This window comes from Rhizobium gallicum bv. gallicum R602sp (assembly GCF_000816845.1).
GTDB lineage: Bacteria > Pseudomonadota > Alphaproteobacteria > Rhizobiales > Rhizobiaceae > Rhizobium > Rhizobium gallicum.
This window is the reverse complement of sequence record NZ_CP006877.1, coordinates 67,501-91,033: the sequence shown is the minus strand read 5'-3', so window position 1 is coordinate 91,033 and position 23,533 is coordinate 67,501. Positions and strand designations below refer to the sequence as shown.

Sequence of the window (23,533 nt, the reverse complement as noted above, 5' to 3'; positions counted from 1 at the left end):
GAATCACTCATGAGGTTGCAACATCAGATACTGTGCCCCCGGCAACGGGGATGACCCCGAGGCATACATGACGGGCGGGGGCCGCCCGGTCGCGGAAACGCGACATCATCAGACCGATCGCCTCCCGGCCAAGCGCCGCACGATCGACGCGCATGGTGGAAAGCGGCGGATTGGTCATCAATGCGCAGGGCAGATCGTCGAAACCGACGATCGCAAAGTCTTCCGGCACCCGAAGGCCAGCTTCCGTGACGGCTTCCAAGACACCGACTGCAATAAAATCGTTCATGCAGAAGGCGGCAGTGAAGCCGGCGTTCTCCGCAAGAATCGCCGCCGTCAGCTCATGCGCCTCGCGGCTGGCACTGCCATGAAACGTCATCGGCACAAGCCGGCCTTCGGCATCCGGGACCGAGGTTATCGCCGCCTCGAAACCGCGAACACGCTCGCGGATCGTATTGCGGTGGGAACCGGTCAGATGGAGGATGCGGCGGTGGCCGGCCTTCAGCAGCCGCTGGGCAGCCTGGAAGGCACCGAAAAAATTGGAAGGCGAAACACCGTCGAGTCGGAGCTGAGGATCCGTCCCGTTGACGAGGACAACCGGAACTTTCTCGTCGTCGATCCAGCCGCGCAAAGCCCCACTCGGATCAATGCCGACGAGAAAGAGACCCTCGGCACGCGCCGACTTTAAATAGTCGCGAATGACCTCGGGCGTCGCGCGGTCTTCCCGGATGAGGCGAACCTCAAACGACATACCGTGCTCGGCTGCCGCTGTGCGCAGACCCTCGACGATGGATTCGTAGAAAACGCTCAGTCCGCCCGTGACGCCATCGCTGGCAATCAGCGCAAGTCCGCCCGGAACCGCTTCCGGAGCAGACCTCACCTGGTATCCATGCTCGGCCGCCACCCTCAGAATATGCTCGCGCACGCTTTCGCTTATGCCTGGCTCGTTGGCAAGCACGCGTGAAACCGTCGAAACGGAGACGCCTGCTAAGGCTGCGATGTCGGCCTGACGCAGCCGTCTGGGTTTGATTTCGTTCATAACTCAAACATATGCAAATCATGCAAATTTGCAATGATAATATAATTTGTTGCAAACCGAAATTATTTGCGTACTCTACCCCAGACATGCTCGAGAACCGTTGGAGGACGGCACGGGCAGGCGACAAAGGAGGATCATCATGCAGATCAATCGACGTTCATTTCTGATGGGCTCGGCCGGTGTGGCTACGGGCCTCGCATTCGGCGCTGGGAGTGCCATCCCGGCATTTGCCGAAGACGCGCAACTGCGTGCCATGTGGTGGGGTTCTAACGACCGCGCCAAGCGTACGCTGGAGGTTGCAAAGCTCTATCAGGCCAAGACGCCGGGCGTCACCATCGTCGGCGAGTCGCTCAGCGGCGACGGCTATTGGACGAAGCTCGCGACGCAGATGGCTGGCCGCGCGATCGCCGATGTGTTCCAGCTCGAGCCCAGCACGATCTCCGATTACTCGAAGCGCGGGGCCTGCTTGCCCCTCGACGAGTTCGTTCCCTCGGCGCTCAAGGTCGATACCTTCGGCAAGGATATGCTGAAGCTGACGACCGTCGACAGCAAGCTCTATGGCATCGGCCTCGGCCTTAACTCCTTTGCGCTCTTTTTCGATCAGACCATCTTTGAAAAGGCTGGACTTCCCTTGCCGACGCCAGACCTCACCTGGGACGAATATGCCAAACTGGCCGTCGAGCTTACAAAAGCTGCCGGCAAGGACAATTACTGGGGCGGCCCTTACGGCGCGCGCTATGCCTATGTTTTCGATGCCTGGCTGCGCCAGCGCGGCAAGAGCCTTTACGCCAATGGCAGCCTGGGCTTCGACGTCGAGGACGCCAAGGAGTGGTACAGCTTCTGGGAGGACCTGCGCAAGAAGGGTGGCACGGTCGCGGCGGATGTACAGACGCTCGACCAGAACACCATCGACACCAACTGCCTGGCGCTTGGCAAATCGGCGATCGGCATGGCCTATTCAAACCAGCTCGTCGGCTATCAGTTGATCTCGAAGAACAAACTGGCGATCACTATGCTACCGCGCGAAAGGAAGGGTGGTCCCTCCGGCCATTACTACCGTCCCGCGCTTATCTGGAGCATCGGAGCGACGACGAAGAACGGCGAAGCGGCCGCCAAGTTCATCGACTTCTTCGTCAACGACATCGACGCCGGCAAGATCCTGGGAGTGGAACGGGGCGTGCCGATGTCGGCGACCGTACGCGAGGCGATCCTGCCGAACCTTAACCCGACGGAGCAGGATACCGTCAAGTACGTCAACCTTCTTAAGGATCAGGTCGGCGATTACCCGGCTCCTGCCCCACTTGGCGCGACGGAATTCGACCAGCGCGTCCTTCGGCCCCTCGCTGACGAGCTCGCGTTCGAACGCACGACGCCCGCCGATGCCGCCGCTCGCCTGGTGGAACAAGGCAAGGCAACGATCAGAAGCTGAATCCAGGTTTCTCCTCCCGGAAGGCCCGCCCTCGTAAACTGACCCCTGACCGTTGATGTCCAACTTTCACGGGTCAGTTCAGCCTGGCGGGCCTCTTTATTGAGCGTTGGTTGCGGGGCTCCGGCCCCGCCGGTAGGCGGGCGCCCAAGCGGAGGGCGATCGTAATCGGGTTCCCCAAACGCTAGGAATGTGCGGGTTTCCGCTCCCCCAGATTCTCTTTCCCTATCCGGAACCACGCCACGTAGAGCGCCGGAAGGAAAAGAAGAGTGAGTGCGGTACCGACGACAATACCCCCCATCATGGCGTAGGCCATGGGACCCCAGAAGACTTCCCGGGAGATTGGAATGAGCGCCAGGGTCGCGGCCGCCGCCGTCAGCATGATCGGACGCATCCGGTGCTCCGTCGCCTCGACGACGGCGCGCCATGGGGGCACGCCTTCGCTCCGAAGCTGTTCGATCTGCACGACCAGGATGACAGAGTTCCGGATCAGGATCCCTATCAGCGCAAGCACGCCAAGAATTGCGACGAATCCCATGGGCGCGTTACTGAAGAGCAGTGCTATAACCACTCCGATGAGTGCCGTTGGAGCCACTGCGAACACCAGGAACAACCTGCTGAAGCTTTGCAACTGGATCATGAGGATCGTCGCCATGGCAAACAACATCAGCGGCGCGACCGCAGCGATCGGTCCTTGCGCCTTCGCGCTTTCCTCGACGGAACCGCCGTTGGCGATGCTGTAGCCGGCTGGAAGACCCTTGACGAACGCATCGACTTTGGGCTGCAGTTCGGTGACGATAGTCGCCGGCTGTGTCGGCCCGACGACGGCAGCCTTGATGGTGATTGTCGGCGTGCGCGTGCGACGCCAGATCGTCGGCTGCTCCAGCTCGTAGCGGAAATTGGCAACTGCCGAGAGCGGTACCGATTTGCCGTTTGAGCCAGGCAGCTGAAGGTTCTGCAGCGTCTCGATGGAGCCGCGCTCCGAGGTTTGGGCCCTGCCGATCACATCTATGAGATAGATGTTGTCCCTGATCTGCGTGGCCGACGATCCCTCCACGATCCCGTTAAGGGTTGTTGCAATGTCTTGCGACGAGACGCCCAGTTGCCGCGCCTTGTCCTGCAGAACATCGACCTTCACGACACGCGACGGTTCATTCCAGTCAAAGGTCATGTTGGAGAGCAGCGGATGCTGGCCGACGATGCCCGCAAATTGCTGGGCGATATCGCGAACCTTCTGGATATCCGGCCCGCTGATGCGATATTGCACAGGCTTGCCGACCGGAGGCCCGATGTCCAGGAGCTTTACGAACGCATCGGTCCCGGGGAAGGTTTTCGTTAGATAGTCCTGCAGTTCGCTCTTGACCTTGTCGCGAACATCAAGCCCCTTGGTCACGATGATGGTCTGCCCGAACGACACGTCGGGTGTCTGAACATCGAAGGACAGGATGAAGCGGGGAGCACCTTGTCCGACATAACTCGTCCAGTGCTCTATATCTTTATTGTTCGCGAGCATCTCCTGCTCGAACTTGGCCATCTGCCTGTTCGTCTCGAAGATCGAAGTGTTGTGCGGCAGATTCCAATCGACGATCAGTTCGGGTCTGTCAGAGGAAGGGAAGAACTGCTGTTGCACAAGGCTCATTCCGCCGATGGAGAGCGCGAAGGCAACGACTGTCGCGCCGATGGTGATCCAGCGCCACCGCATGGAAAGGTTCAAAAGCCACGAAAAAGCTCTCGCCAGCCGGCCTTTCTGTTCATGATGCGACTTCATCGTGTTGGGAAGGATGCTCACGCCCAAAAGTGGCGTGAACAACACTGCGACGATCCATGAGACCAGGAGTGAGACAGCTATCACCACGAAAAGAGTGAAGGTGAATTCGCCCGCGGCACTGTTATTCAGGCCAATGGGAATGAAGCCGGCGACCGTTACGAGGGTGCCCGTGAGCATCGGGAAGGCCGTAGACGTGTAGACATGGGTTGCTGCTTTTTTCAGATCGTCACCTGCCTCGAGCCGGGCGACCATCATCTCGACGGCAATCATCGCATCGTCGACGAGAAGGCCAAGCGCAATGATCAGCGCGCCGAGCGAAATACGCTGCAGCGAAATGCCCGAATAGGCCATGACGAGGAACGTGATCGCCAACACAAGAGGGATCGAGATTGCGACAACCAGGCCCGCGCGAACGCCTAGGCTGATGAAACTGATCGCAAGGACGATGACGACTGCTTCGAACAGAGCGCGCGTGAAGCCCGAGACCGCTTCGTCGACGACGTGAGGCTGATCGGAAACGCGCTGGACATCCACGCCGATCGGCAGATCGGTCACGATGCGATCCATCTGCTGGTCGAGCGCCTTGCCGAATTCCAGCAGATTTGCCCCGGCTTTCATGCCGATGGCGAGACCGATCGCGGGCTGACCGTTGTATCTGAACAGTGACGACGGAGGATCGACATAGCCGCGTTTGATCGTGGCAACATCGGTCAGCGGAAAGAACCGGTCATTGACACGCAGATTGATCGACTTGAGGCTTTCCTCCGATGTAAACTGACCACCGACGCGCAAGGCGATGCGCTCGGGGCCAGCGTCAACGAAACCCGACTGAGTGACGGCGTTCTGCGCCTGCAGTGTCTCGATAACCGATTGCTGGTCGATACCAAGGGCCGCAATCTTTCGAGTCGAAAATTCAAGGTAGATCGCTTCGTCTTGCGCACCGATAATGTCCACCTTGCCGACATTGGGAACGGTCAAGACTTTTGCGCGGGCGTCCTCGACAAGGTCGCGAAGCTGGCGCTGCGTGAGCCCGTCGCTGGTGAAGGCGTAGATATTGCCGAAAACGTCGCCGAAGCGGTCGTTGAAAAACGGCCCCACGACGCCGCTCGGAAAATCTCCCTTGATGTCGTCGATCATGTTGCGGACGCGCATCCAGGTTGGATTGACATCCCGGGCCTTGGTGGTCGGCAATAGCTCCACGAAAATCGTTGTCCGTCCGGCGACCGTCTCGCTGCGGGTGTAGTCAAGCGACTCAAGCTCTTCGAGCTTCTTCTCGATACGGTCGGTGACCTGCTTGGTCACTTCCTCGGCGGATGCACCGGGCCATTGCGCCTGGATGATCATGGTCTTGATGGTGAAGTCCGGGTCTTCTTCGCGGCCGAGACCGATGTAGGAAAACGCGCCGGCAAGGATGAAGACGATCATGAAATACCAGACGAGCGAACGGTGCTCGAGTGCCCAGTCGGAAAGATTGAATTTTTTCACGGGTTTTCCCCTTGATCCAGCCCGACAGCCTGGCCGTCAGTAAGCTTGTGAACACCGGCAACGACGACGCGTTCGCCCGGATTGACGCCTTCAGCGATGCGAATGTTGCCTCCTTCCGCAACGTCTCCGTCCATCTTGATCGCCCGAATGGAGACCTTGCCGGCCGTGGTATCGACGACCCAGACGTTCGGTTTCCCATCCTTCATCAGCACCGAGGACGATGGGAGCAGGATCAGTGGCTGGGCTGCAATGGTCGCAGTTGCCGTCACGACCGCGCCCAGGCGAAACGCCGCCGGCGGGTTGACGAGCGTTATCTTCGTGCGGCGTGTACGGGTCGTCGTCTCGGCTTCGGGTGCAATTTCTCTAACGACACCGCTCGCGCGAATGGTTGGATCTAGCTGGAGGGAAACCTCGAAGGGCGATCCCACCTTGAGGCCGTCGAAGCTCGCATCCGGTATATCAATGACCGCATCCCGCTGATCGGGACGGGCAATGGTGGCGATGCTCTGGCCTGCGGCAACAACCTGACCCACTTCCGCAGAGGTGGCCGTCACAACGCCATCGAATTCTGCGCGAAGCTGCGCATAGCTCAATTGTTCTTCGGCCTTGTCCAGATTGGCCTGCCCTTTTGCGACGGCAGCAACGGCACTGCGCCGCCCCAGTTGAGCCTCCTCGAAAGCGGCCTCGCTTCCAGACCTTGTTTCGGTCAGACTCCGTTGCCGCTCTTCCGTGGAGACAGCATTTGTCAGCTGTGCCTGCGCATTGGAAAGTTCGGACTGCGCGCTTCTGAGCGCAAGCTCTAGCGCCAGCGGATCAATGGCGGCAACGACGTCACCCCTCTTGACGATGTCGCCGACGCTGACCTTGCGGGTTATCACCCGTCCGAGGACGCGAAATCCAAGTTCGGTCTCGATCTTGGCCTCGACTGTGCCTGGCAGGCTCAGGGACGAAGCGGCTGTTGATTTGGCGACAACGGAAAGAACGGGGCGAGGCGGTTCCTCACGCGCTTCATCCTGCCTTTGGCAAGACGACAGCAGCAATGGGCCAAGCAGCAGCAGCCCGGATGTTACACGGATACTCATTTCGCGGCTTCCTTGTCATAGGAGACGACCTCGTTGGGCCGTAGGAATTTGGTACCATCGGATACGACGATTTCACCTGGAGACACGCCCGTGCGCACAGCGAACCGGCCGGTGCCATAGCTCGAAACATCAACCGGCCGGATGGACACGCTGGACGACGAGGGGTCCACGACCCAAACGGCAGGCTGGCCACCCTTCGAGGCCATTGCCGACCATGGCAGTTCGATTGTGTCCTGTGTGATGGAACGGAAGGAGCCGACGACCGGAGCGCCAAGCGACATGTACGGCGCCCCTTCGAGACCTACCTTCACCCTGATCGTTCCAGTCGATGGGTCAATGGTTGGCGAGATCTCGCGTACAGCCGCATCTACTTTCCGGGATGGAGTCGAAAGCAGGCCAACCGTGACTTTGTCCTCAAGCTTTCGTCCGAGATAGAGGGATTCGTAGACGTTGAAGACCGCGTCACGCGGTCCTTCATGGGCAAGCGTGAATATCCGTTGCGCAGCCTGCGCGATCTGGCCGATCTCGGCGTTTCTCGCCGTGATCACGCCGTCGGCATCGGCGCGCAGCTCCGTGTAAGAGAAAGCGTCTCGCGCCGTGTCGAGCTGGGCTTGCGCCGATTTCAGGCTTCCTTGGGCCGTCAGCAGCGCCTCCTGGGCCTGGTCAAGCGCTGCCCGGGTCGTGACCTGAGCCTTAAAGAGATTCTGCTGCCGACCGAAGGCCAGCTGGGCTTGCGTCTGCTGGGCTCTAGCTGACTGCAGGTTCGCTGTGGCGACATCCAGATCAGCCTTCTGTTCCTCAGCGTCGATGCGCGCAAGCACCTGTCCTGCCTTTACGAACGCGCCGACATCGACAAGGCGCGCGACGATCCGTCCGCTGACCCTGAAGGACAGGTCACTCTGCACGCGCGCGCTTACCTCGCCCGTGATGAAATTGATTTCGCCGACAGGTGCCGTCTTCACGACGACAGTCTCCACCCTCTTGGGCCTCACCTCATTCGTGGCCTGCTTCTCGCACGACGAAAGCGCGACTGCGCCTATGGCCAGCAAGGCGGCGACAAGGATAGTTCTCATGAATTGACCTCTTGCATCCGTTCGCGCGATCGATATAATTGACTGACTCATTAGTCAATAGAAATTGCGGAAAATTGCCTCGTGCCAGGCCACGGAATGACAAGGAGCGCCCAAGGGTGAGACATGCCTGATATGAAGAAACTGACGCGTGCGGAGCAGAAAGCGCGCCGCCCTGCACAGATCCTCGATGCGGCCTTTGAGGAGTTCGTGGAACGCGGCTACGTGGCGACACGCGTTGAAGACATCGCTGACAGGGTCGGAGTAACGAAGGGGACGATTTACGTTTACTTCGAAACCAAGGAGCAGCTTTTTGAGGCAATGATCAGGCACATCTCCGTGCCGTTCGAAGATCTCCTGGCTAGTGCCCATGAGCTAAGCGGAACATGTTCGGAGCGGCTTGAGGGCCTTATAGCGATGCTCTACGATCGCATTGTCGAGAACCGCAGATTGCGGGAACTGATGAGGTTCGTCATCGCGGAAGGATCACGGTTTCCCCAAGTCGTCGATCGGCACCACGAAGAGTTCATCGACCCACTCAACGCTCATTTGCAATCCCTCATCGATGAGGGTGTCAACCAAGGCGAGTTCCGGCCGGCGCCAGCGGCATTCGCCGACGCGGTAGTGGCTCCTGCCATCGCCATGCTGATTTTCAAGCTCATTTTCAATGATCGAAGAGCTCTGGACAAGACGACTTACCTGGAAGCGCATCTCGATCTCATTATGCATGGTCTAATGGCTTGACCGCTTCATTCGCCCAGAACTAAACGCCTTCTTGGGGCTGCTGCTGCGTCTTATCCCATGCAGGTCGCTGAATACCCGGCCTTGGCGGTTGGTCGCTGCTCCGGCGGGCGATCTGCTAAACTGTTCGACAGTTTTCGCGAGGTGACGCTGGATGATCTCGATATGCTCAAGGGGAGCGCAGCAAATCACCCGCTCCTCTACGGGAGCGCCGCAGCATGAACCCGCAAGCTGGCAGTCCCCCGACCGTTCCGGACGCGCGGCTGCCCTGCCGGTACGGCGAACTGCGGAAAAGGCAGTCGAGTGGGCCTTATGGATAAAGATGGCACCGGTGCCTGGCCATAACCGACCATAGGTCCACCATATGGGGCGGGTTATTCGGGTGCGGCGATGCGTATTGGACGTGTTCCGATCGGAGCACCGGTTGTGCGGTCGATCGTGACAGGATCAATCTCCGTTCCAGTCTCGGCGTCAAAGAACCGGGTTACACCGTTTTTGTTGCGGTGCTTTCGCCCCCACGCGCCGATCGAAAACAGAACCGGCAAAAAGTCCCGACCGGCCTCCGTCAGCACATATTCGTCCCGTGGCGGCCGCTCCGAGTAGCGCCGTTTCTCCAGCAGCCCCTCGTCGGTAAGCGCGGAAAGCCGACGGGTTAAAATTGTGGGCGCGATGCCAAGGCTCTTCCGAAATTCATCAAAGCGGGTGAGCCCAGCATGGGCGTCCCGCAGTATCAGCATACTCCATGCGTCCCCTACCAACGCGAGGCTACGGGCGATCAGGCATGGCTGGTCCGAAAGGTCCGGCATGTTAATATCTTTTTGATAGTGACTTACTTTCAAATTGATAGTAACCTAGTTTGCATCGATATTCCACGACAAAAATGAAAGCAGAGACAGATGAGTAAGACAGAACGCGGAGTCGCCCTGGTCACAGGCGCATCGTCGGGCATTGGAATGGCGGCCGCACGAGCGTTGCGGCGCAATGGCTACCGGGTGTTCGGAACCAGCCGGAAGCCGATGGCCAACACCGACGATGGTGTGACAATGCTGGTTTGCGACGTCACCGACGACGAGTCTGTACAGAAGTTCGTCGATGATGTCGTGAGCCGTGCAGGACGGATTGATCTTCTCGTCAACAATGCCGGAATTGGACTGCTCGGAGGTGCTGAGGAGTCCTCTGCCGCGCAAGCAAAAACTCTGTTCGACGTGAATGTCTTCGGCGTCATGCGTTTAACAAATGCAATACTACCGATCATGAGACGCCAACGGAAAGGCAGGATCATCAACATGAGCTCCATTCTCGGGCTCATTCCTGCCCCCTTCAACGCCCTCTATGCATCGACCAAGCACGCAATTGAGGGATATTCGGAATCGCTCGACCATGAAGTGCGAACGCAAGGCATTCGCGTCGTACTGGTGGAACCTGGGGTCACCCGCACATCGTTCGAGGAAAATCTCACGCGCGCGGATCAACCGCTCGCCGTGTACGATAGCGTTCGTGCCGACGCTGAGAAGCTGATGCGAGAGATTGTCGAGACGGGAGACGCACCCGAGATCGTCGCCAACATGGTGGTCAAGTCGGCCAACGCAGCATCACCGAAGAGGCGTTACACCGTAGGAAAGGCTGCGGGGCTGGTCCGTTTCCTGCGCCGCTTCATGCCCGAGTCTTTCGTCGACAAAAATCTTCGGAAATTCAACAGGCTTCCCGCCTAACCCCCAATTGCCGTCACCTTGGGAAAAGAAAGAAAGTTAGTACTCATGAAGGCATTCTTAGTTGATCGCTATACAAAAGGTGGGGCTCTACGGCTCGGTGATAGTCCGGAGCCGGAACTGCGCGACAACGATGTCATGGTGGAGATCCATGCCGCCGGGGTGAACCCCTTGGATAACAAGATCAGGGACGGCGAGTTCAAGCTCATCCTGCCCTACCGCCTTCCACTGGTGCTCGGCAACGAGTTAGCGGGCGTCGTGGTCCGGGTCGGGGCCAAAGTCCGGCAGTTTAAGCCCGGTGACGAGGTCTATGCACGTCCGGCCCAAGATCGCATCGGGACATTTGCAGAATATGTCGCCATCGATGAGGCCGATCTAGCACTGAAGCCGAAGAACCTCACGATGGAAGAGGCGGCATCGCTGCCGCTCGTCGCCCTGACCGCCTGGCAGGTGCTTGTCGAACGGGCGAACCTCAAGAAGGGACAGAAGATTCTGATCCATGCCGGCTCAGGTGGCGTGGGAACGATTGCCATCCAACTTGCCAAGTATCTCGGTGCGACCGTGGCAACGACGACGAGCACAGCTAATGTCGATCTCGTTAGAAACCTCGGAGCGGATGTCGTCGTCGACTATAAGAAGGATAATTTCGAGAAAGTGGTGCACGGCTACGACGTCGTGCTGAACAGTCTCGAGAAGGACACGCTGGAGAAATCCCTGGCTGTTCTGAAGCCGGGTGGAAAGCTGATCTCGATTTCCGGTCCTCCCGATCCGGACTTCGCGAGGCAGAACGGCTCTGGTTGGCTCCTTCAACAGGTCATGCGCCTGCTGAGTTTCAGCATCAGGAAAGAATCGAAACGCCAAGGCATCACTTATTCGTTTGTCTTTATGACAGCGAACGGTGGGCAGCTGGGAAAAATCACATCCCTGATCGAGGCGGGTGACATACGCCCCGTGATGGACCGGGTCTTCCCGTTCGAGAGGACGAATGAGGCGCTCAACTATGTCGAAACGGGTCGTGCGAAAGGGAAGGTCGTCGTCGCGGTGAAGTGATGTCTGGGCCAATTGGCGCTCACTCCGGCGTCTTTAACAAAACCGGCCACCGAGCCTGGACTCTCGAGATCGAATTGCTGGGCCCAAACGCAAGAAAGCCCTCCACGCTGGGACGGCTTTCTTGCTGCCTATTTAAATTCTGGTTGCGGGGGCCTGATCACACAGAGACTTGCAACCTCTAAGACTGTTGGTGAGTTCTGCGACAATGATTTCCGCTTCTCGTCCCAAAGCAACGAAAAAGCCTCAAAAAGAGAAAATAGAACGGCCGCGCACCAGAAGAATTCAGGTATGTTAGCGCGCCGTGGACTGACACAACGGCCTGTTCTATTCCACAACCGCGTCCCTCAGCCAATTGCGAAAGAATCTGAAACTGTCGGACCGAAGTTTCGGATCGGCGAACATAAAGAAATAGTGCTCATGCACCATGTCTTTCTCGAACAGCGCAACGAGTTGACCATCCGCCAGTTCCTGCTTGACCAGTTTCTGGCGAACAATCGCAATGCCAAGTCCTTCGACGGCGGCCGTCAGTTCGAGGCCGGAGCTTTCGAGATCGATGAAGCGTGTGCTGGAAAAAATTCTTGGAGCGCGCGGCCCCAGCCAACGCTCCCAGTTGCGGGTGAATTCCGCGGAACGAAGCAAAGTATGCCGTTCCAGATCGTCGGGCGTATCGAGGGGTGGCGCGCGGCGAAGATAGGCAGGGCTGCAGACCGGTATGAGGTCAGCGTCGCCCAATATCTCGCACACGAATCCCTTTTTGCTGATTGCCTCGCCCACATGGATTGCACCGTCCACCCCCTCGACATCATGCCCGCCCGTAACGAATTTTACGACGATGTCGGGACGGCGAGCATAAAGCGTTCCAAGCACCGGCATGATACATTTCTGCAGAAAGACGCGCGGGCTGCCGATGACGAGCGGTCGCCGGTCGACGCCGACCGATAGGTCGCTCGTCACCGCGCGTATCTGGCCGAGTGAAACATGGATCCTATCCCAGTAGACTTCGCCGACCGGTGTGAATGAGATCCTTCGATGCGACCGCTCGAAGAGATCGCAACCGAGGAATGATTCAAGATTCTGGATCTGCCGGCTAACCGCGCCGGATGTCAGACAGAGTTCGTCCGCCGCCTTGGCAATGCTCATGTGCCGCCCCACCGATTCGAACACCGGAAGCGAGGTCATGGGTGGCAGGTCCCTACGCCTTGTTTGCATTTGTATTTTCCTCCCGCTGCCATCTCTATCGTTCAATTGAGAAAAACTCAATCGAGTCCAGAAAAATTCGATTTTTCACCAGGCAGCGCGGCGATACGGTCCCACAGAATAAATGGGAGGAGGACTATGAAAAACTTGTCACTGGCATCTTTCGGCTTGGCGCTCGCAGCCGCGACATCGCTTGTGCCGCTTCCGGCAGCGGCTGAACAATTGCGCGTGGGTCTCGCCGCGCTCGCCACCTCGGTCGATCCGCATTTCCACCGCGCCGGCTACAACTTCGATCTTCGCGAGAACATTTCGGACGCGCTCGTCTACACCAACGGCGTCAATGGCAGCGTCGAACCGCGCCTTGCGAAATCATGGGAGATCCAAGGTGATACCAAATGGGTCATCACGCTCGAGCCGAAGGCGAAGTTCGACGACGGTAATGCGCTCGGAGCCGACGACGTGATCTATTCGATCTGCCGGGTGCGCAATGTGCCGAACAGCCCCGGCCTCTTTAGCAGCTTCATCGCCACGATCGCCGATATCAAGGATGCCGGCGATGGCAAGATCGAGATAGACACCAAGAAACCCGATCCGAACCTGCTGCGCAGCTTGAGTAATATCGGCATCGTCCAGAATTCGACCGGCCGCACGCTGGCCTATGACGACAAGACCTGCGGAACGACAACTGGTTAGAGACAGCCGGCTTCAACAGCGGCAAGGTATCGCCCGGCATCGGGCACTACCGCGTCAAGAAGTTCGCGCCTGATGTTGAGATCGGATTAGAGCGCAACGAACAGTATTACGGCACGCCGGCTGCCTACGATTCGGTGCTGGTCAAATCCCTGCCGGACAACAGCGCCCGCATCGCCGCCCTGCTCGGCGGTTCGGTGGATGTCATCAACGCCGTGCCAATCAACAGCATCGACAGCATCCAGTCCTCGGGCAAGTACCACCTGTCGTCCATTCCTTCCACGCTGCTAATCTTCCTGCTGCCCGACCAGGGTCAGGAAAAGACGCCGAAGGTTTCCGGTACAGACGGAAAGAACCCCTTCCTTGACCCGCGTGTCCGCAAGGCGCTCAACCTCGCTATCAACCGCGAGCAGATCGCCGAAACCGTGATGGGCGGCATGGCTCAACCGGCAAGCCAGATCATCGTGGACGGTGTCTTCGGCCATAATCCCGATCTGCAGCCTTATCCCTATGATCCGCAGGAGGCCAAGCGCCTGCTGGCCGACGCGGGCTATCCGAACGGTTTTTCGATGACGTTGAACGCCCCCAGCGACCGCTACGTCAATGGCGCGCAAGTCGCTCAGGCCGTCACCGCCATGCTCTCGCAGATCGGGCTGAACGTGACGCTTGAGACCTTCCCGTTCAGTATCTACTTCACCAAGGCGAGCGCCTACGAGTTCAGCCTCTATCTGGCCGGTGCCGCCGCCGACACGGGCGAAGGCCTGAGCCAGATGATCAACCTCGCCGGCACCCGAAATCCCGACCGCGGCTGGGGCGGCGCAAACCGTGGGCGCTATTCCAGCAAGGTCACCGACAAGGCGCTTGAAGACGCACAGTCGACGCTGGACGACGCCAGGCGGGAAGAGCTGATCCGTGCGGCGGTGGTCGAAGTCTACGATGACCACGGCTATGTGCCGCTCTACCACGAGTTCGGCGTCTGGGGCGTACGCAATGGCGTGCATTACGACCCCAACGCCAACCTGACCAACATCTTCTACACCGCGCGCCCCGAATAAGACGATACTGGCAAGGCTGGCGGTCACGCCGGCCTTGTCTTCTCATTCATGAAAGTGCGAAGCCAGATGGGTACAGAATTCAACGACGCCCTCACGTCACAATACGATTACCGGGGACTGCGGGACGCTTTTGCTCCGCCGGCCATGTACCAAGCCTTCCTGGATGTCGAAAAGGCTGTAGCGCTCGCTCAGGGAGAGCTCGGCATGATCCCGATTGCCTCGGCGGAGGTGGTCGCTGAACATTGCCGTTACGAGTATCTGGACGTGGACCGGCTGGGCACGTCGTACCGGACGACCCGTCACCCTCTTATGCCGCTGATCAACGAGCTCGTCCGGCTCTGCGGCCCACGGCACGGCGGGTATGTCCACTGGGGCATCACCACGCAGAACGTCATCCAGACCGGACTGCTGCTGCTCGCCAAGCGTGCCCAGGCAGTGCTGGACGGGCTGCTCGCCGACATCCTGCGCCATCTCGGCCGCCATGCCCGCACCTACGCGAAAACCGTCATGGCGGGGCGGACCCATTATCGTCATGCGGTGCCGATCACCTTCGGCTTCAAGGTCGCGGTATGGATCGACGAATTCCTTCAGGCCTCGGATAGGCTTCGGGAAGCCGAAAAGCGTGCCTTCGTCGTCATAGCCGGTGGCGCAGTTGGTTGTTTCTCGGCTCTGGGCAGGCAGGGCCCGGCCTTCCAGTCACGCGTGGCAGCACTTCTCGGCATGGGCGAAATGGCCATTCCCTCGCGGGCGATCCGCACGCATATGTGCGAGTATGTCAATGCGCTGAGCCTGACGGCTTCCATCTGCCACAAGATCGCGGAAGAGGTCTACCAGAGTTCCTCCGAGGAGTACGGGGAGCTGCACGAAGGTCGCATCGAAGGCACTATCGGCTCCTCCACCATGCCGCAGAAGATCAACCCGATCCTCTGCTACGGCATCATCGCCAACAGCAACAAGCTCTATTCCTGCGCCGGCATGCTGATGGCGACCGCCCATCGCCCGTTCGAATCCGACGGCAGCGCCAACCAGATGTTCGAGGACGGACTAGCGGAGGTGATCAGCGCCATTTCCGAAATCCTCGTGCGGACCGAGCTTCTGGCGCGCGACCTCTATGTCGATACGGAGCGGATGCGGGCCAATCTGGACCTGTCGCACGGGGCGATCTTCGGCGAGTTCGCTATGATGCGGCTTGGCGAGACGCTCGGCAAACACAGGGGCCATGAGCTGGTGCACGATGCCGCCATGGCAGCAGCAGCCGGCAAGGCGCCGTTCCTCGACGAACTGGCACAACTCCCGGGCGGCCAGGCACTGCGCGCTGAGATCGAGAACCGGCTTGAGACCAGCAGTACGGGCGGCATATGCGCCGAATATGCGTTGCATTTCGGATCGCTGGTCCAGGATATTGCGGCAGGGGCGATGCCGACCGTAGAGCAGCGCAACATCAACGCCTACCTGAAGGCTGCCCGCTGATGTTCTCCTTCGTGCTGCAGCGTTTGTTGCAAAGCGTGGTCGTGATCTTTGTGCTGTCGGTCGTGCTGTTCGTCGGGGTGTGGCTGATCGGCAATCCGGCAGACATCCTGATTTCGTCGGAGGCTTCAGAGGCCGACCGGCTGGCCGCCATCACCGCACTCGGGCTCGACAAGCCGCTCTGGCAGCAATACCTGATCTTCCTCGGCAATGCCGTGCAGGGAGACTGGGGCACCTCCTTTGTCTACAAGGAACCCGTCACCAGCATCCTGCTGCAACGCCTGCCGGCTAGCCTCGAACTCGGTCTGGTGGCCTTCATCATCGCCATTGCCGTTTCCGTGCCGGCCGGGCTTTACTCAGGGCTTAGACCGGAATCGCCGCTCGGGCGTGGCGTCATAGCCTTCTCGCTGATCGGCGTTAGCATCCCCACCTTCTGGCAGGGCATGCTCCTGATCGTCGCCTTCGGCATCGCTCTGCCAATCCTGCCGGTCGGCGACCGGGGCCAGGTGACGACCCATTTCGGCATCACCACCAGCCTCTGGACGCTTGACGGCTGGTCGCATGTCGTCATGCCAGCCTTCAGTCTGGCGCTCCTCAAGATGTCGTTGCTGATGCGCGTCACGCGCGCCGCGACGATGGAAATCTCCCGCCTCGACTTCGTTAAGTTCGCCTATGCGAAAGGCGTGCGCAGCCGTAAGGTGGTCGTCAGGCATATCCTGCGCAATGCGCTGGTTCCGCTCATCACGGTAACAGGGATCGAACTCGCCAACCTGCTGGCCTACGGTGTGATCACCGAAACAGTATTTTCCTGGCCCGGGCTTGGCAAGCTGCTGATCAACTCGATCAAGGTACTGGATCGTCCGCTGATCGTGGCCCAACTCACCTATACGGCGCTACTGTTCATCGCCATCAACTTCATCGTCGACATCCTGCATATGGCCATCGATCCGCGCGTGAAATCCGTTCTGAGGCGCGCGGCATGAGCATGACCGAATTCAACAATTTCGCGCTGCGTTTCGCCGAAAGCCGCACCGCCATCATCAGTCTGCTGATCAGCCTCGTTTTCGTCGCGTGCGCCCTCCTCGCACCTCTGATCTCGCCAACGGACCCCTACGACCTGACGCAGCTTCAGCTTTCGGACGCATTGAAGCCCGCCGGCTCGAAGCGCATGCTGCCGGGAGAGGAAGTCCGCGCCAACATCCGCCTGCAGGACGGTGCGACCTCGGTCGAACCCGCCGCACCGGCACAGACCCGCAATAGTATCGCGGCCGAGTCCTGCGGACCGAACTGTCTCAGCGTCGGCGTGCTGCCGGAAGGCACGAAGTTCGCCAGCCTGCAGATCCGCAACCTGCCGGCCGGCGCCACCGTGGAAGGCGGTAGGAAGCATATCGTCCAGCCCTGGTGGACCGTGGACAACCCGGAGGGCGGCAAGGTCAGGATCGTTTCGAACGGCCCGCTCCCTGAAAACTTCACCGTCCTCGCCATCGCGAAATCCCTCGATCAGGAGACGAATTTCGTCTTTCGTCTCGGCACCGACAGCTTCGGCCGCGACATGCTTTCCGCCATCCTCTACGGCATCAGGATCAGCGTCTTCGTCGGGCTGGTGGCGGCAGGCGCCGCGATGTTGCTCGGCACCGGGCTCGGGCTTCTCTCTGCCTGGCGTGGCGGCATGACAGACGCGATCATCATGCGTGCGGTCGATTTCATGCTCGGCCTTCCGGCCCTGCTCGTCGGGCTTGCGATCCTCGCCATCCTGGGCAACGGCGTCAGCAAGGTCGTGCTCGCCATCGTCATCGTGCAATGGTCCTATTATGCGCGCACGGCCCGCTCCTTCGCCATGAGCGAACTCAGCAAGGAATATGTCGAGGCGGCAAGGTGCCTGCGCCTTTCGCCCACACGCATCATGCTGCGCCACGTGCTTCCGAATTGCATGCCGCAGATCATCGTGCTCTTCACGCTCAACATCGCCGCGGCGATCTCGCTCGAATCCTCACTGAGTTTCCTCGGCGTCGGCCTGCCGCTCACCAGGCCCTCGCTCGGTATGCTGATCGCCAGCGGCTACGAATTCATCTTCTCGCACAAGTACTGGATCAGCATCTATCCGGGGGTGGTGCTGCTGGTGATGATCGTCGCCATGAACCTGCTCGGAGACCGGTTGCGCGATCTAAACAACCCGCGGCTCGACCGCTAGAGGAGCCGGGCAATGACGAAACCCTTCTTCCAAGTCGACCGCCTCAACACCTGGTTCTTCACTCGCCAAGGGGTGATGAAATCGGTGCGCGACATTTCCTTCGACCTTCGCCGCGGCGAGGTGCTCGGCATCGTCGGCGAATCCGGTTCGGGCAAATCGGTGACGGGCATGTCGATCATGGGCCAGGTCGATGAGCCGGGCCGCATCGTTTCCGGCTCGATCTCGCTCGATGGTACGGAGCTGACGGTACTCGACTTCGAGGCGATGCGCCGCTATCGCGGCCGGCGGATCGCCATGGTCTTCCAGAACCCCTTGATGACGCTGAATCCGCTGATGCGCGTGCGCGACCAGATGTACGAAGCGATCGAAGAACACGAGAATGTCTCCCGCAAGGAGAAGCACAACCGCTGCATCGAGGCGCTGAAGGCCGTGGGGATTCCCTCGCCGGAGGAGCGGCTGGACGCCTATCCGCACGAGATGTCGGGCGGCATGCGCCAGCGCGTCGTCATCGCCACCGCCCTGCTGCTCGGACCGGACATGATCATCGCAGACGAGCCGACGACGGCTCTCGACGTGACGATCCAGGCTCAGATCATCTACCATATCCGCCGCCAGATCGATGAACGCGGCCTCGGCATGATCTGGATCACTCACGATCTTTCGACGCTTTCGGAACTCGCCGACCGGATCATGATCATGTATGCGGGCGCGATGATGGAAATCGGCACGACCGAGGATATCATCGGCTCCCCGCGCCATCCTTACACCCGCAAGCTTCTCGATTCCGTTCCCTCGCGCAACATACCTGGGGAGAAGCTGAGGCAGATCCCGGGCAACATGCCCTCGCTGCTTTCGCTCGGAAAGGGCTGTCCCTTCGCCAGCCGCTGCGAGCGGGCGACGGAGATCTGCAGCGAGCCGGTGCCGGCGACGGAGCTATCGGCCACGCACCGCATCTGGTGCTATCATCCATTCGAGGGCTGACGCGTGAACGAGATGATCTTCGAAGCAAAGGATCTGTCGCGCAGCTTCATAGCGGGACGCAGCGCATTTCGCGATCTCGCGAACCACTTTTTGCGTGACCGCCCGCCCACCGTGCTGCGCGCCGTCGACAACGTCTCGCTCACGCTGCGCAAGGGCGAAACACTTGGCGTCGTCGGCGAATCCGGCTGCGGGAAATCGACACTGGCGCGGATGATCGCCGGCATTCTGCCTGCCTCCTCCGGCGAGCGGCACTTCCGCGGTGAGCCCTACGACAGCTTCCTTACCCGTAAGCGCGATGCACTGAAAATCCAGATGGTCTTCCAGGACCCGCTTTCCTCTCTCAATCCGCGCCTACGCGTCGGCGAGATCGTCGGCGAGGCGGCAGTCCTGCACGGACTAGTGCCGCGCTCACTGGTAAAGGATTATGTGGTCGACATCCTTGCGCGCGTCGGCCTGCCCGCGGACGGCGTCGGCCGCTACCCTCATCAATTTTCCGGTGGTCAGCGTCAGCGCGTGGGCGTCGCCCGGGCGCTGGCAGTAAAGCCCGACATGCTGATCTGCGATGAGGCGGTGGCCGCACTCGACGTGTCTGTCCAGGCGCAGATCATCAATCTCCTGATGGACATCAGGCGCGACAGCGGCCTTGCGATGATCTTCATCAGCCATGATCTTGGCGTCATCCGCCATTTGTGCGACCGGGTAGCCGTTATGTATCTCGGCCGCGTCGTGGAGCTTGCCGAGACCGAGCAGCTCTTCGCGTCGCCTGCGCACCCCTATACGCGCATGCTGCTCGACGGCATGCCGAAGATCTCGCTGCAGCGACGCAAGTTCATGCCGATCCAGGGCGAAATCCCCTCGCCGCTCAACCCGCCCCCCGGCTGCCATTTCCATCCGCGCTGTCCAATTGCGACCGACCATTGCAGACGGACACGTCCGGAGTTGCGAGAGATTGCGTCGGGGCACGTTCACGCATGCTTGAATGTTGAAGCTCAATAAGGAGCATGGACAACGATGCACTTGAGAGCGGGATGCCGAGCTACCCCTGATCGGCGCACTGCAACGAAAGGGCTACGATCCACGTCCCGGCGGTTCAGGTGAGATGTTCAAGAAATTCGGTAGCACTTCACAGACAAGCGCTTTATGGTCGCTTCACGCCGTCCTCGCGCAAACAAAAAGCCCGCCGTCGTGAACTGACCCCATTAAGTTGGACGGTCTAAAGGCAAGGCAGATTTAAGGGCTGGGTTCTGTATTGTACAGGACTCAGCCCTTTGAGTTTCATTTTGATCCTGTCGTGATTGTAGTAGTTGATATAGTCGGTGATGGCGGACTGCAGGCTTTGAATGCTGGCGAATTTGGTCGGGTAGAACAGCTCTGATTTCAGCACCGCGAAGAAGCTTTCCATTGCCGCGTTGTCGAGGCAGTTGCCTTTGCGTGACATGCTTTGGATGACGTCGTGTTTTTCAAGCGTGCGCTGATAGGCGGTCATCTGATAGTGCCATCCCTGATCGGAATGCAGGATCGGCTTTTCGCCGCTCCCCAGCCGGTCCAGCGCCTTTTTCCACGAGTTTGAAGACGGGACGGCGGGCTGTCTCGAAGGCGATGATCTCGCCATTGAAGAGGTCCATGACCGGTGAGAGATAGAGCTTTTCGCCCGCAACGTTGAACTCGGTCACATCCGTCACCCATTTCTGGTTTGCATCCTCAGCCGTGAACTTGCGCTGGATGAGATCGGGAGCGGTGCGGCCGGTAGCGCCCTTGTAGGACCGATACTTCTTCGGCCGCACCAGCGATTTCAAACCCATTTGCCCCATCAGCCGCTGAACTGTCTTGTGATTGACGTGCTGTCCCAGTCGGCAGATGGCAGCCGTGATGCGGCGATAGCCATAGCGCCCCTTGTGAAGGGCGAAGATGGCTTTGATGCTGTCTTTGAGCGCGGCATGGCGGTCGGCCAGCGATGCTGCCGTTTGCTGGTAGTAGAACGTGCTGCGGGCCAGGCCTGCCAATTGCAGCAGACCGGCAAACGAATGGAGCGGCCTTAACGCGTGAACGGCTTGCGCTTTTTGAGCCGCTGTTGTTCCTGCGTTAAGGCCTCCAGTTTTTTAGGAAAGCGTTCTCCATGCGCAGATAGGCCAGTTCCGAAAGCAACTCCTCGCGGCTCTTCGTGTCATCGCTCGCCAAGGCTTGCGGTTCATCGGTGGTAGGCGGTTTGGGCATCAATCGGGGCCTTCCTCTACACCGCGGGGCCAACGCCTCTATCCCGCCGCGCTCGTAACACGTCTCCCAATCGACAAGGCTACTCTTGTTGCGGATGTTGAAAATCGCAGCCGTCTGCCGATAGGAAAGCCCATCGTCCCACATCCGCTGCAATACCGAAAGCTTGAAAGACGCGTCAAAGGAGCTGTATTTCTTTACCAACCCAGACACGCCATGCGCCGCATGAGCCGCAGCCCATTTGCGCACCGTCGAATGATCAACGTCAAACCGAGCCGCTACTGCGCGTGCCCCTTCCGTGCCGCTCTCATAAGCGGCGATGACGGACTGCTTGAACGCTAAGCTGTACTTGGACATGCAAAACCCCCGAAGGTCGGTGTCCAACTTTCGGGGGTCAGTTCATCGTGGCGGGCTTGCTTTGGTTGCGGGGGCAGGATTTGAACCTGCGGCCTTCAGGTTATGAGCCTGACGAGCTACCGGGCTGCTCCACCCCGCGTTATTTTGATTGAGCGGAACGGACCGCTTGATTTGCGGCCGGTTTATCTGGCTTATTTGCCGTTTTATTGTTTTTGAGAAGATTTTTGATTTGTTGCGTTTCGCAGACCTGGCGGCGACCGACTCTCCCGCGTCTTGAGACGAAGTACCATAGGCGCTGGGGCGTTTCACGGCCGTGTTCGGAAAGGGAACGGGTGCAGCCACCCCGCCATAACCACCAGGTCAGCGAAGCGCAACGATTTGAGAAGCTGGAGAAGTTTTCACTTCGTTTTTTTTGAACACGTCTTGACCGGTAAGGGTCAGGCTCATTTTTGATGAGCATTGTCAATGAGAACGATCAAGCCGATCGAGCTATTAGTACCGGTAAGCTTCATGCATTGCTGCACTTCCACACCCGGCCTATCAACGTGGTCGTCTTCCACGGCTCTGATAGGGAACACTCGTTTTCAGGTGGGTTTCCCGCTTAGATGCCTTCAGCGGTTATCCCTTCCATATGTAGCTACCCTGCTATGCCCTTGGCAGGACAACAGGTCCACCAGAGATATGTCCATCCCGGTCCTCTCGTACTAGGGACAGATCCTGTCAATATTCCTACACCCACGGCAGATAGGGACCGAACTGTCTCACGACGTTCTGAACCCAGCTCACGTACCGCTTTAATTGGCGAACAGCCAAACCCTTGGGACCTGCTCCAGCCCCAGGATGCGATGAGCCGACATCGAGGTGCCAAACAACCCCGTCGATATGGACTCTTGGGGGTCATCAGCCTGTTATCCCCGGCGTACCTTTTATCCGTTGAGCGATGGCCCTTCCACGCGGGACCACCGGATCACTATGACCGACTTTCGTCTCTGCTCGACTTGTCAGTCTCGCAGTCAGGCGGGCTTATGCCATTGCACTCGACGACCGATTTACCGACCGGTCTGAGCCCACCATCGCGCGGCCTCCGTTACTCTTTCGGAGGCGACCGCCCCAGTCAAACTACCCACCATACACTGTCCCGGATCCGGATAACGGACCGCGGTTAGACATCCATAGACGATAAGGGTGGTATTTCAAGGATGGCTCCACGGAAACTGGCGTCCCCGCTTCAAAGCCTACCACCTATCCTACACATGCCGACACGAATGCCAAGTGTAAAGCTATAGTAAAGGTGCACGGGGTCTTTCCGTCTGACCGCAGGAACCCCGCATCTTCACGGGGAATTCAATTTCACTGAGTCTATGTTGGAGACAGCGGGGAAGTCGTTACGCCATTCGTGCAGGTCGGAACTTACCCGACAAGGAATTTCGCTACCTTAGGACCGTTATAGTTACGGCCGCCGTTTACTGGGGCTTCAGTTCAAAGCTTGCACCTCTCCCTTTAACCTTCCAGCACCGGGCAGGCGTCAGACCCTATACGTCGTATTGCTACTTCGCAGAGCCCTGTGTTTTTGATAAACAGTCGCTACCCCCTGGTCTGTGCCACCCCATCCTGGTTGCCCAAAATGGGGTCACGCTTCTTCCGAAGTTACGCGTGCAATTTGCCGAGTTCCTTCAACATAGTTCTCTCAAGCGCCTTGGTATACTCTACCTGACCACCTGTGTCGGTTTCGGGTACGGTCTATACGGTGGAGCTGTTTCCTGGAACCGCGTCCCTGCAAGATCAATCCAATAAGACCTTACAAGTTGAGCAATCCGTCACTACCACCAGGCCCACGAATATTAACGTGGTTCCCATCGACTACGCGTGTCCGCCTCGTCTTAGGGGCCGGCTAACCCTGCTCAGATTAACTTTAAGCAGGAACCCTTGGTCTTTCGGCGAGAGGGTCTCTCACCCTCTTTATCGTTACTCATGTCGACATTCGCACTTCCGATACCTCCAGGATGTCTCACGACTG

17 protein-coding genes, 1 tRNA gene, 2 rRNA genes and 1 pseudogene (1 of these 21 cut by a window edge) are annotated in these 23,533 nt (G+C 59.1%); 11 read left to right on the top strand and 10 right to left on the bottom strand.

Annotated elements, in window-relative coordinates; genetic code table 11:
* Positions 1-7 precede the first annotated feature (7 nt).
* A complete protein-coding gene (locus RGR602_RS00420) occupies positions 8-1,036 on the bottom strand; it encodes a LacI family DNA-binding transcriptional regulator (RefSeq protein WP_039843460.1) in 1,029 nt (342 codons plus the stop codon).
* Positions 1,037-1,175: 139 nt separating this feature from the next.
* Here RGR602_RS00420 and RGR602_RS00415 point away from each other — a divergent pair, with 139 nt between their 5' ends.
* Positions 1,176-2,465 carry an ABC transporter substrate-binding protein gene (locus RGR602_RS00415; protein ID WP_039843459.1) on the top strand — a complete coding sequence of 430 codons (1,290 nt, stop codon included), beginning with the start codon at positions 1,176-1,178 and terminating at the stop codon, positions 2,463-2,465.
* A gap of 181 nt (positions 2,466-2,646) precedes the next feature.
* On the opposite strand, the gene RGR602_RS00410 is transcribed toward RGR602_RS00415, so the two are convergent.
* The 3 genes from RGR602_RS00410 to RGR602_RS00400 are packed head-to-tail and all read right to left on the bottom strand — an operon-like array spanning position 2,647 to position 7,870.
* Positions 2,647-5,715, bottom strand: a complete 3,069-nt coding sequence (locus RGR602_RS00410) for an efflux RND transporter permease subunit (RefSeq protein WP_039843458.1) — start codon at positions 5,713-5,715, stop codon at positions 2,647-2,649.
* Positions 5,712-6,797 (bottom strand): efflux RND transporter periplasmic adaptor subunit, encoded by a 1,086-nt coding sequence (locus RGR602_RS00405; RefSeq protein WP_039843457.1) that lies wholly within the window; start codon positions 6,795-6,797, stop codon positions 5,712-5,714. The genes RGR602_RS00410 and RGR602_RS00405 overlap by 4 nt, the downstream gene beginning before the upstream one ends.
* On the bottom strand, positions 6,794-7,870 hold the full coding sequence (locus RGR602_RS00400) for an efflux RND transporter periplasmic adaptor subunit (protein ID WP_039843456.1): 1,077 nt from the start codon (positions 7,868-7,870) through the stop codon (positions 6,794-6,796). Before RGR602_RS00400 ends, RGR602_RS00405 begins: the two co-directional genes overlap by 4 nt.
* A gap of 123 nt (positions 7,871-7,993) precedes the next feature.
* Between RGR602_RS00400 and RGR602_RS00395 the strand changes: the two genes are divergently transcribed.
* Positions 7,994-8,611 (top strand): TetR/AcrR family transcriptional regulator, encoded by a 618-nt coding sequence (locus RGR602_RS00395; protein WP_039843455.1) that lies wholly within the window; start codon positions 7,994-7,996, stop codon positions 8,609-8,611.
* 371 nt (positions 8,612-8,982) lie between these two features.
* Here the strand turns inward: RGR602_RS00395 and RGR602_RS00390 are convergent, their stop codons facing one another.
* On the bottom strand, positions 8,983-9,414 hold the full coding sequence (locus RGR602_RS00390) for a winged helix-turn-helix transcriptional regulator (RefSeq protein WP_039843454.1): 432 nt from the start codon (positions 9,412-9,414) through the stop codon (positions 8,983-8,985).
* Between the two features lie 90 nt (positions 9,415-9,504).
* On the opposite strand from RGR602_RS00390, the gene RGR602_RS00385 reads away from it, so the two are divergent.
* Both RGR602_RS00385 and RGR602_RS00380 read left to right on the top strand, forming a co-directional pair.
* The gene (locus RGR602_RS00385) at positions 9,505-10,320 is read left to right on the top strand and encodes an oxidoreductase (RefSeq protein ID WP_039843453.1); all 816 of its coding nucleotides are present in this window, start codon (positions 9,505-9,507) and stop codon (positions 10,318-10,320) included.
* Positions 10,321-10,365: 45 nt separating this feature from the next.
* Positions 10,366-11,367, top strand: a complete 1,002-nt coding sequence (locus RGR602_RS00380) for an NADP-dependent oxidoreductase (protein ID WP_039843452.1) — start codon at positions 10,366-10,368, stop codon at positions 11,365-11,367.
* A gap of 324 nt (positions 11,368-11,691) precedes the next feature.
* On the opposite strand, the gene RGR602_RS00375 is transcribed toward RGR602_RS00380, so the two are convergent.
* On the bottom strand, positions 11,692-12,576 hold the full coding sequence (locus RGR602_RS00375) for a LysR substrate-binding domain-containing protein (protein ID WP_082046474.1): 885 nt from the start codon (positions 12,574-12,576) through the stop codon (positions 11,692-11,694).
* 126 nt (positions 12,577-12,702) lie between these two features.
* On the opposite strand from RGR602_RS00375, the gene RGR602_RS39155 reads away from it, so the two are divergent.
* The 7 genes from RGR602_RS39155 to RGR602_RS00345 all read left to right on the top strand — a co-directional run bounded on the left by RGR602_RS39155 (position 12,703) and on the right by RGR602_RS00345 (position 19,944).
* Positions 12,703-13,257, top strand: a complete 555-nt coding sequence (locus tag RGR602_RS39155) for an ABC transporter substrate-binding protein (RefSeq protein WP_203226179.1) — start codon at positions 12,703-12,705, stop codon at positions 13,255-13,257.
* Positions 13,236-14,309 (top strand): ABC transporter substrate-binding protein, encoded by a 1,074-nt coding sequence (locus tag RGR602_RS39150; protein WP_203226192.1) that lies wholly within the window; start codon positions 13,236-13,238, stop codon positions 14,307-14,309. Before RGR602_RS39155 ends, RGR602_RS39150 begins: the two co-directional genes overlap by 22 nt.
* Positions 14,310-14,375: 66 nt before the next feature.
* Positions 14,376-15,779, top strand: a complete 1,404-nt coding sequence (locus RGR602_RS00365) for a class-II fumarase/aspartase family protein (protein WP_052451464.1) — start codon at positions 14,376-14,378, stop codon at positions 15,777-15,779.
* Positions 15,779-16,759, top strand: coding sequence for an ABC transporter permease (locus RGR602_RS00360; protein WP_039843450.1), 981 nt, complete (start codon positions 15,779-15,781; stop codon positions 16,757-16,759). The genes RGR602_RS00365 and RGR602_RS00360 overlap by 1 nt, the downstream gene beginning before the upstream one ends.
* Positions 16,756-17,967: an ABC transporter permease gene (locus tag RGR602_RS35100; RefSeq protein ID WP_063855984.1), complete on the top strand. Its 1,212-nt coding sequence runs from the start codon at positions 16,756-16,758 to the stop codon at positions 17,965-17,967. The genes RGR602_RS00360 and RGR602_RS35100 overlap by 4 nt, the downstream gene beginning before the upstream one ends.
* A gap of 12 nt (positions 17,968-17,979) precedes the next feature.
* On the top strand, positions 17,980-18,948 hold the full coding sequence (locus tag RGR602_RS00350) for an ABC transporter ATP-binding protein (RefSeq protein ID WP_039843449.1): 969 nt from the start codon (positions 17,980-17,982) through the stop codon (positions 18,946-18,948).
* Positions 18,949-18,960: 12 nt separating this feature from the next.
* On the top strand, positions 18,961-19,944 hold the full coding sequence (locus RGR602_RS00345; RefSeq protein WP_039846554.1) for an ABC transporter ATP-binding protein: 984 nt from the start codon (positions 18,961-18,963) through the stop codon (positions 19,942-19,944).
* A 217-nt stretch (positions 19,945-20,161) separates the two neighbouring features.
* Here the strand turns inward: RGR602_RS00345 and RGR602_RS36820 are convergent.
* From RGR602_RS36820 to RGR602_RS00320, 4 genes and pseudogenes are all read right to left on the bottom strand, one after another.
* Positions 20,162-21,516: pseudogene (locus tag RGR602_RS36820) on the bottom strand (IS3 family transposase).
* A 62-nt stretch (positions 21,517-21,578) separates the two neighbouring features.
* Positions 21,579-21,655 (bottom strand) — tRNA-Met (locus tag RGR602_RS00330).
* A 106-nt stretch (positions 21,656-21,761) separates the two neighbouring features.
* Positions 21,762-21,876: ribosomal RNA gene (gene rrf, locus RGR602_RS00325) — 5S ribosomal RNA — on the bottom strand.
* 111 nt (positions 21,877-21,987) lie between these two features.
* Positions 21,988-23,533 (bottom strand): 23S ribosomal RNA (locus RGR602_RS00320); it runs 1,410 nt beyond the window's last position.

Coding starts and splice junctions, on each gene's coding strand:
- RGR602_RS00375 (WP_082046474.1), bottom strand. CDS start 12,576: ATGCAAACAAGGCGTAGGGACCTGCCACCCATGACCTCGCTTCCGGTG.
- RGR602_RS00360 (WP_039843450.1), top strand. CDS start 15,779: ATGTTCTCCTTCGTGCTGCAGCGTTTGTTGCAAAGCGTGGTCGTGATC.
- RGR602_RS00390 (WP_039843454.1), bottom strand. CDS start 9,414: ATGCCGGACCTTTCGGACCAGCCATGCCTGATCGCCCGTAGCCTCGCG.
- RGR602_RS00385 (WP_039843453.1), top strand. CDS start 9,505: ATGAGTAAGACAGAACGCGGAGTCGCCCTGGTCACAGGCGCATCGTCG.
- RGR602_RS00345 (WP_039846554.1), top strand. CDS start 18,961: ATGATCTTCGAAGCAAAGGATCTGTCGCGCAGCTTCATAGCGGGACGC.
- RGR602_RS00415 (WP_039843459.1), top strand. CDS start 1,176: ATGCAGATCAATCGACGTTCATTTCTGATGGGCTCGGCCGGTGTGGCT.
- RGR602_RS00365 (WP_052451464.1), top strand. CDS start 14,376: ATGGGTACAGAATTCAACGACGCCCTCACGTCACAATACGATTACCGG.
- RGR602_RS00380 (WP_039843452.1), top strand. CDS start 10,366: ATGAAGGCATTCTTAGTTGATCGCTATACAAAAGGTGGGGCTCTACGG.
- RGR602_RS00405 (WP_039843457.1), bottom strand. CDS start 6,797: ATGAGTATCCGTGTAACATCCGGGCTGCTGCTGCTTGGCCCATTGCTG.
- RGR602_RS00395 (WP_039843455.1), top strand. CDS start 7,994: ATGCCTGATATGAAGAAACTGACGCGTGCGGAGCAGAAAGCGCGCCGC.
- RGR602_RS00350 (WP_039843449.1), top strand. CDS start 17,980: ATGACGAAACCCTTCTTCCAAGTCGACCGCCTCAACACCTGGTTCTTC.
- RGR602_RS00400 (WP_039843456.1), bottom strand. CDS start 7,870: ATGAGAACTATCCTTGTCGCCGCCTTGCTGGCCATAGGCGCAGTCGCG.
- RGR602_RS00420 (WP_039843460.1), bottom strand. CDS start 1,036: ATGAACGAAATCAAACCCAGACGGCTGCGTCAGGCCGACATCGCAGCC.
- RGR602_RS35100 (WP_063855984.1), top strand. CDS start 16,756: ATGAGCATGACCGAATTCAACAATTTCGCGCTGCGTTTCGCCGAAAGC.
- RGR602_RS39155 (WP_203226179.1), top strand. CDS start 12,703: ATGAAAAACTTGTCACTGGCATCTTTCGGCTTGGCGCTCGCAGCCGCG.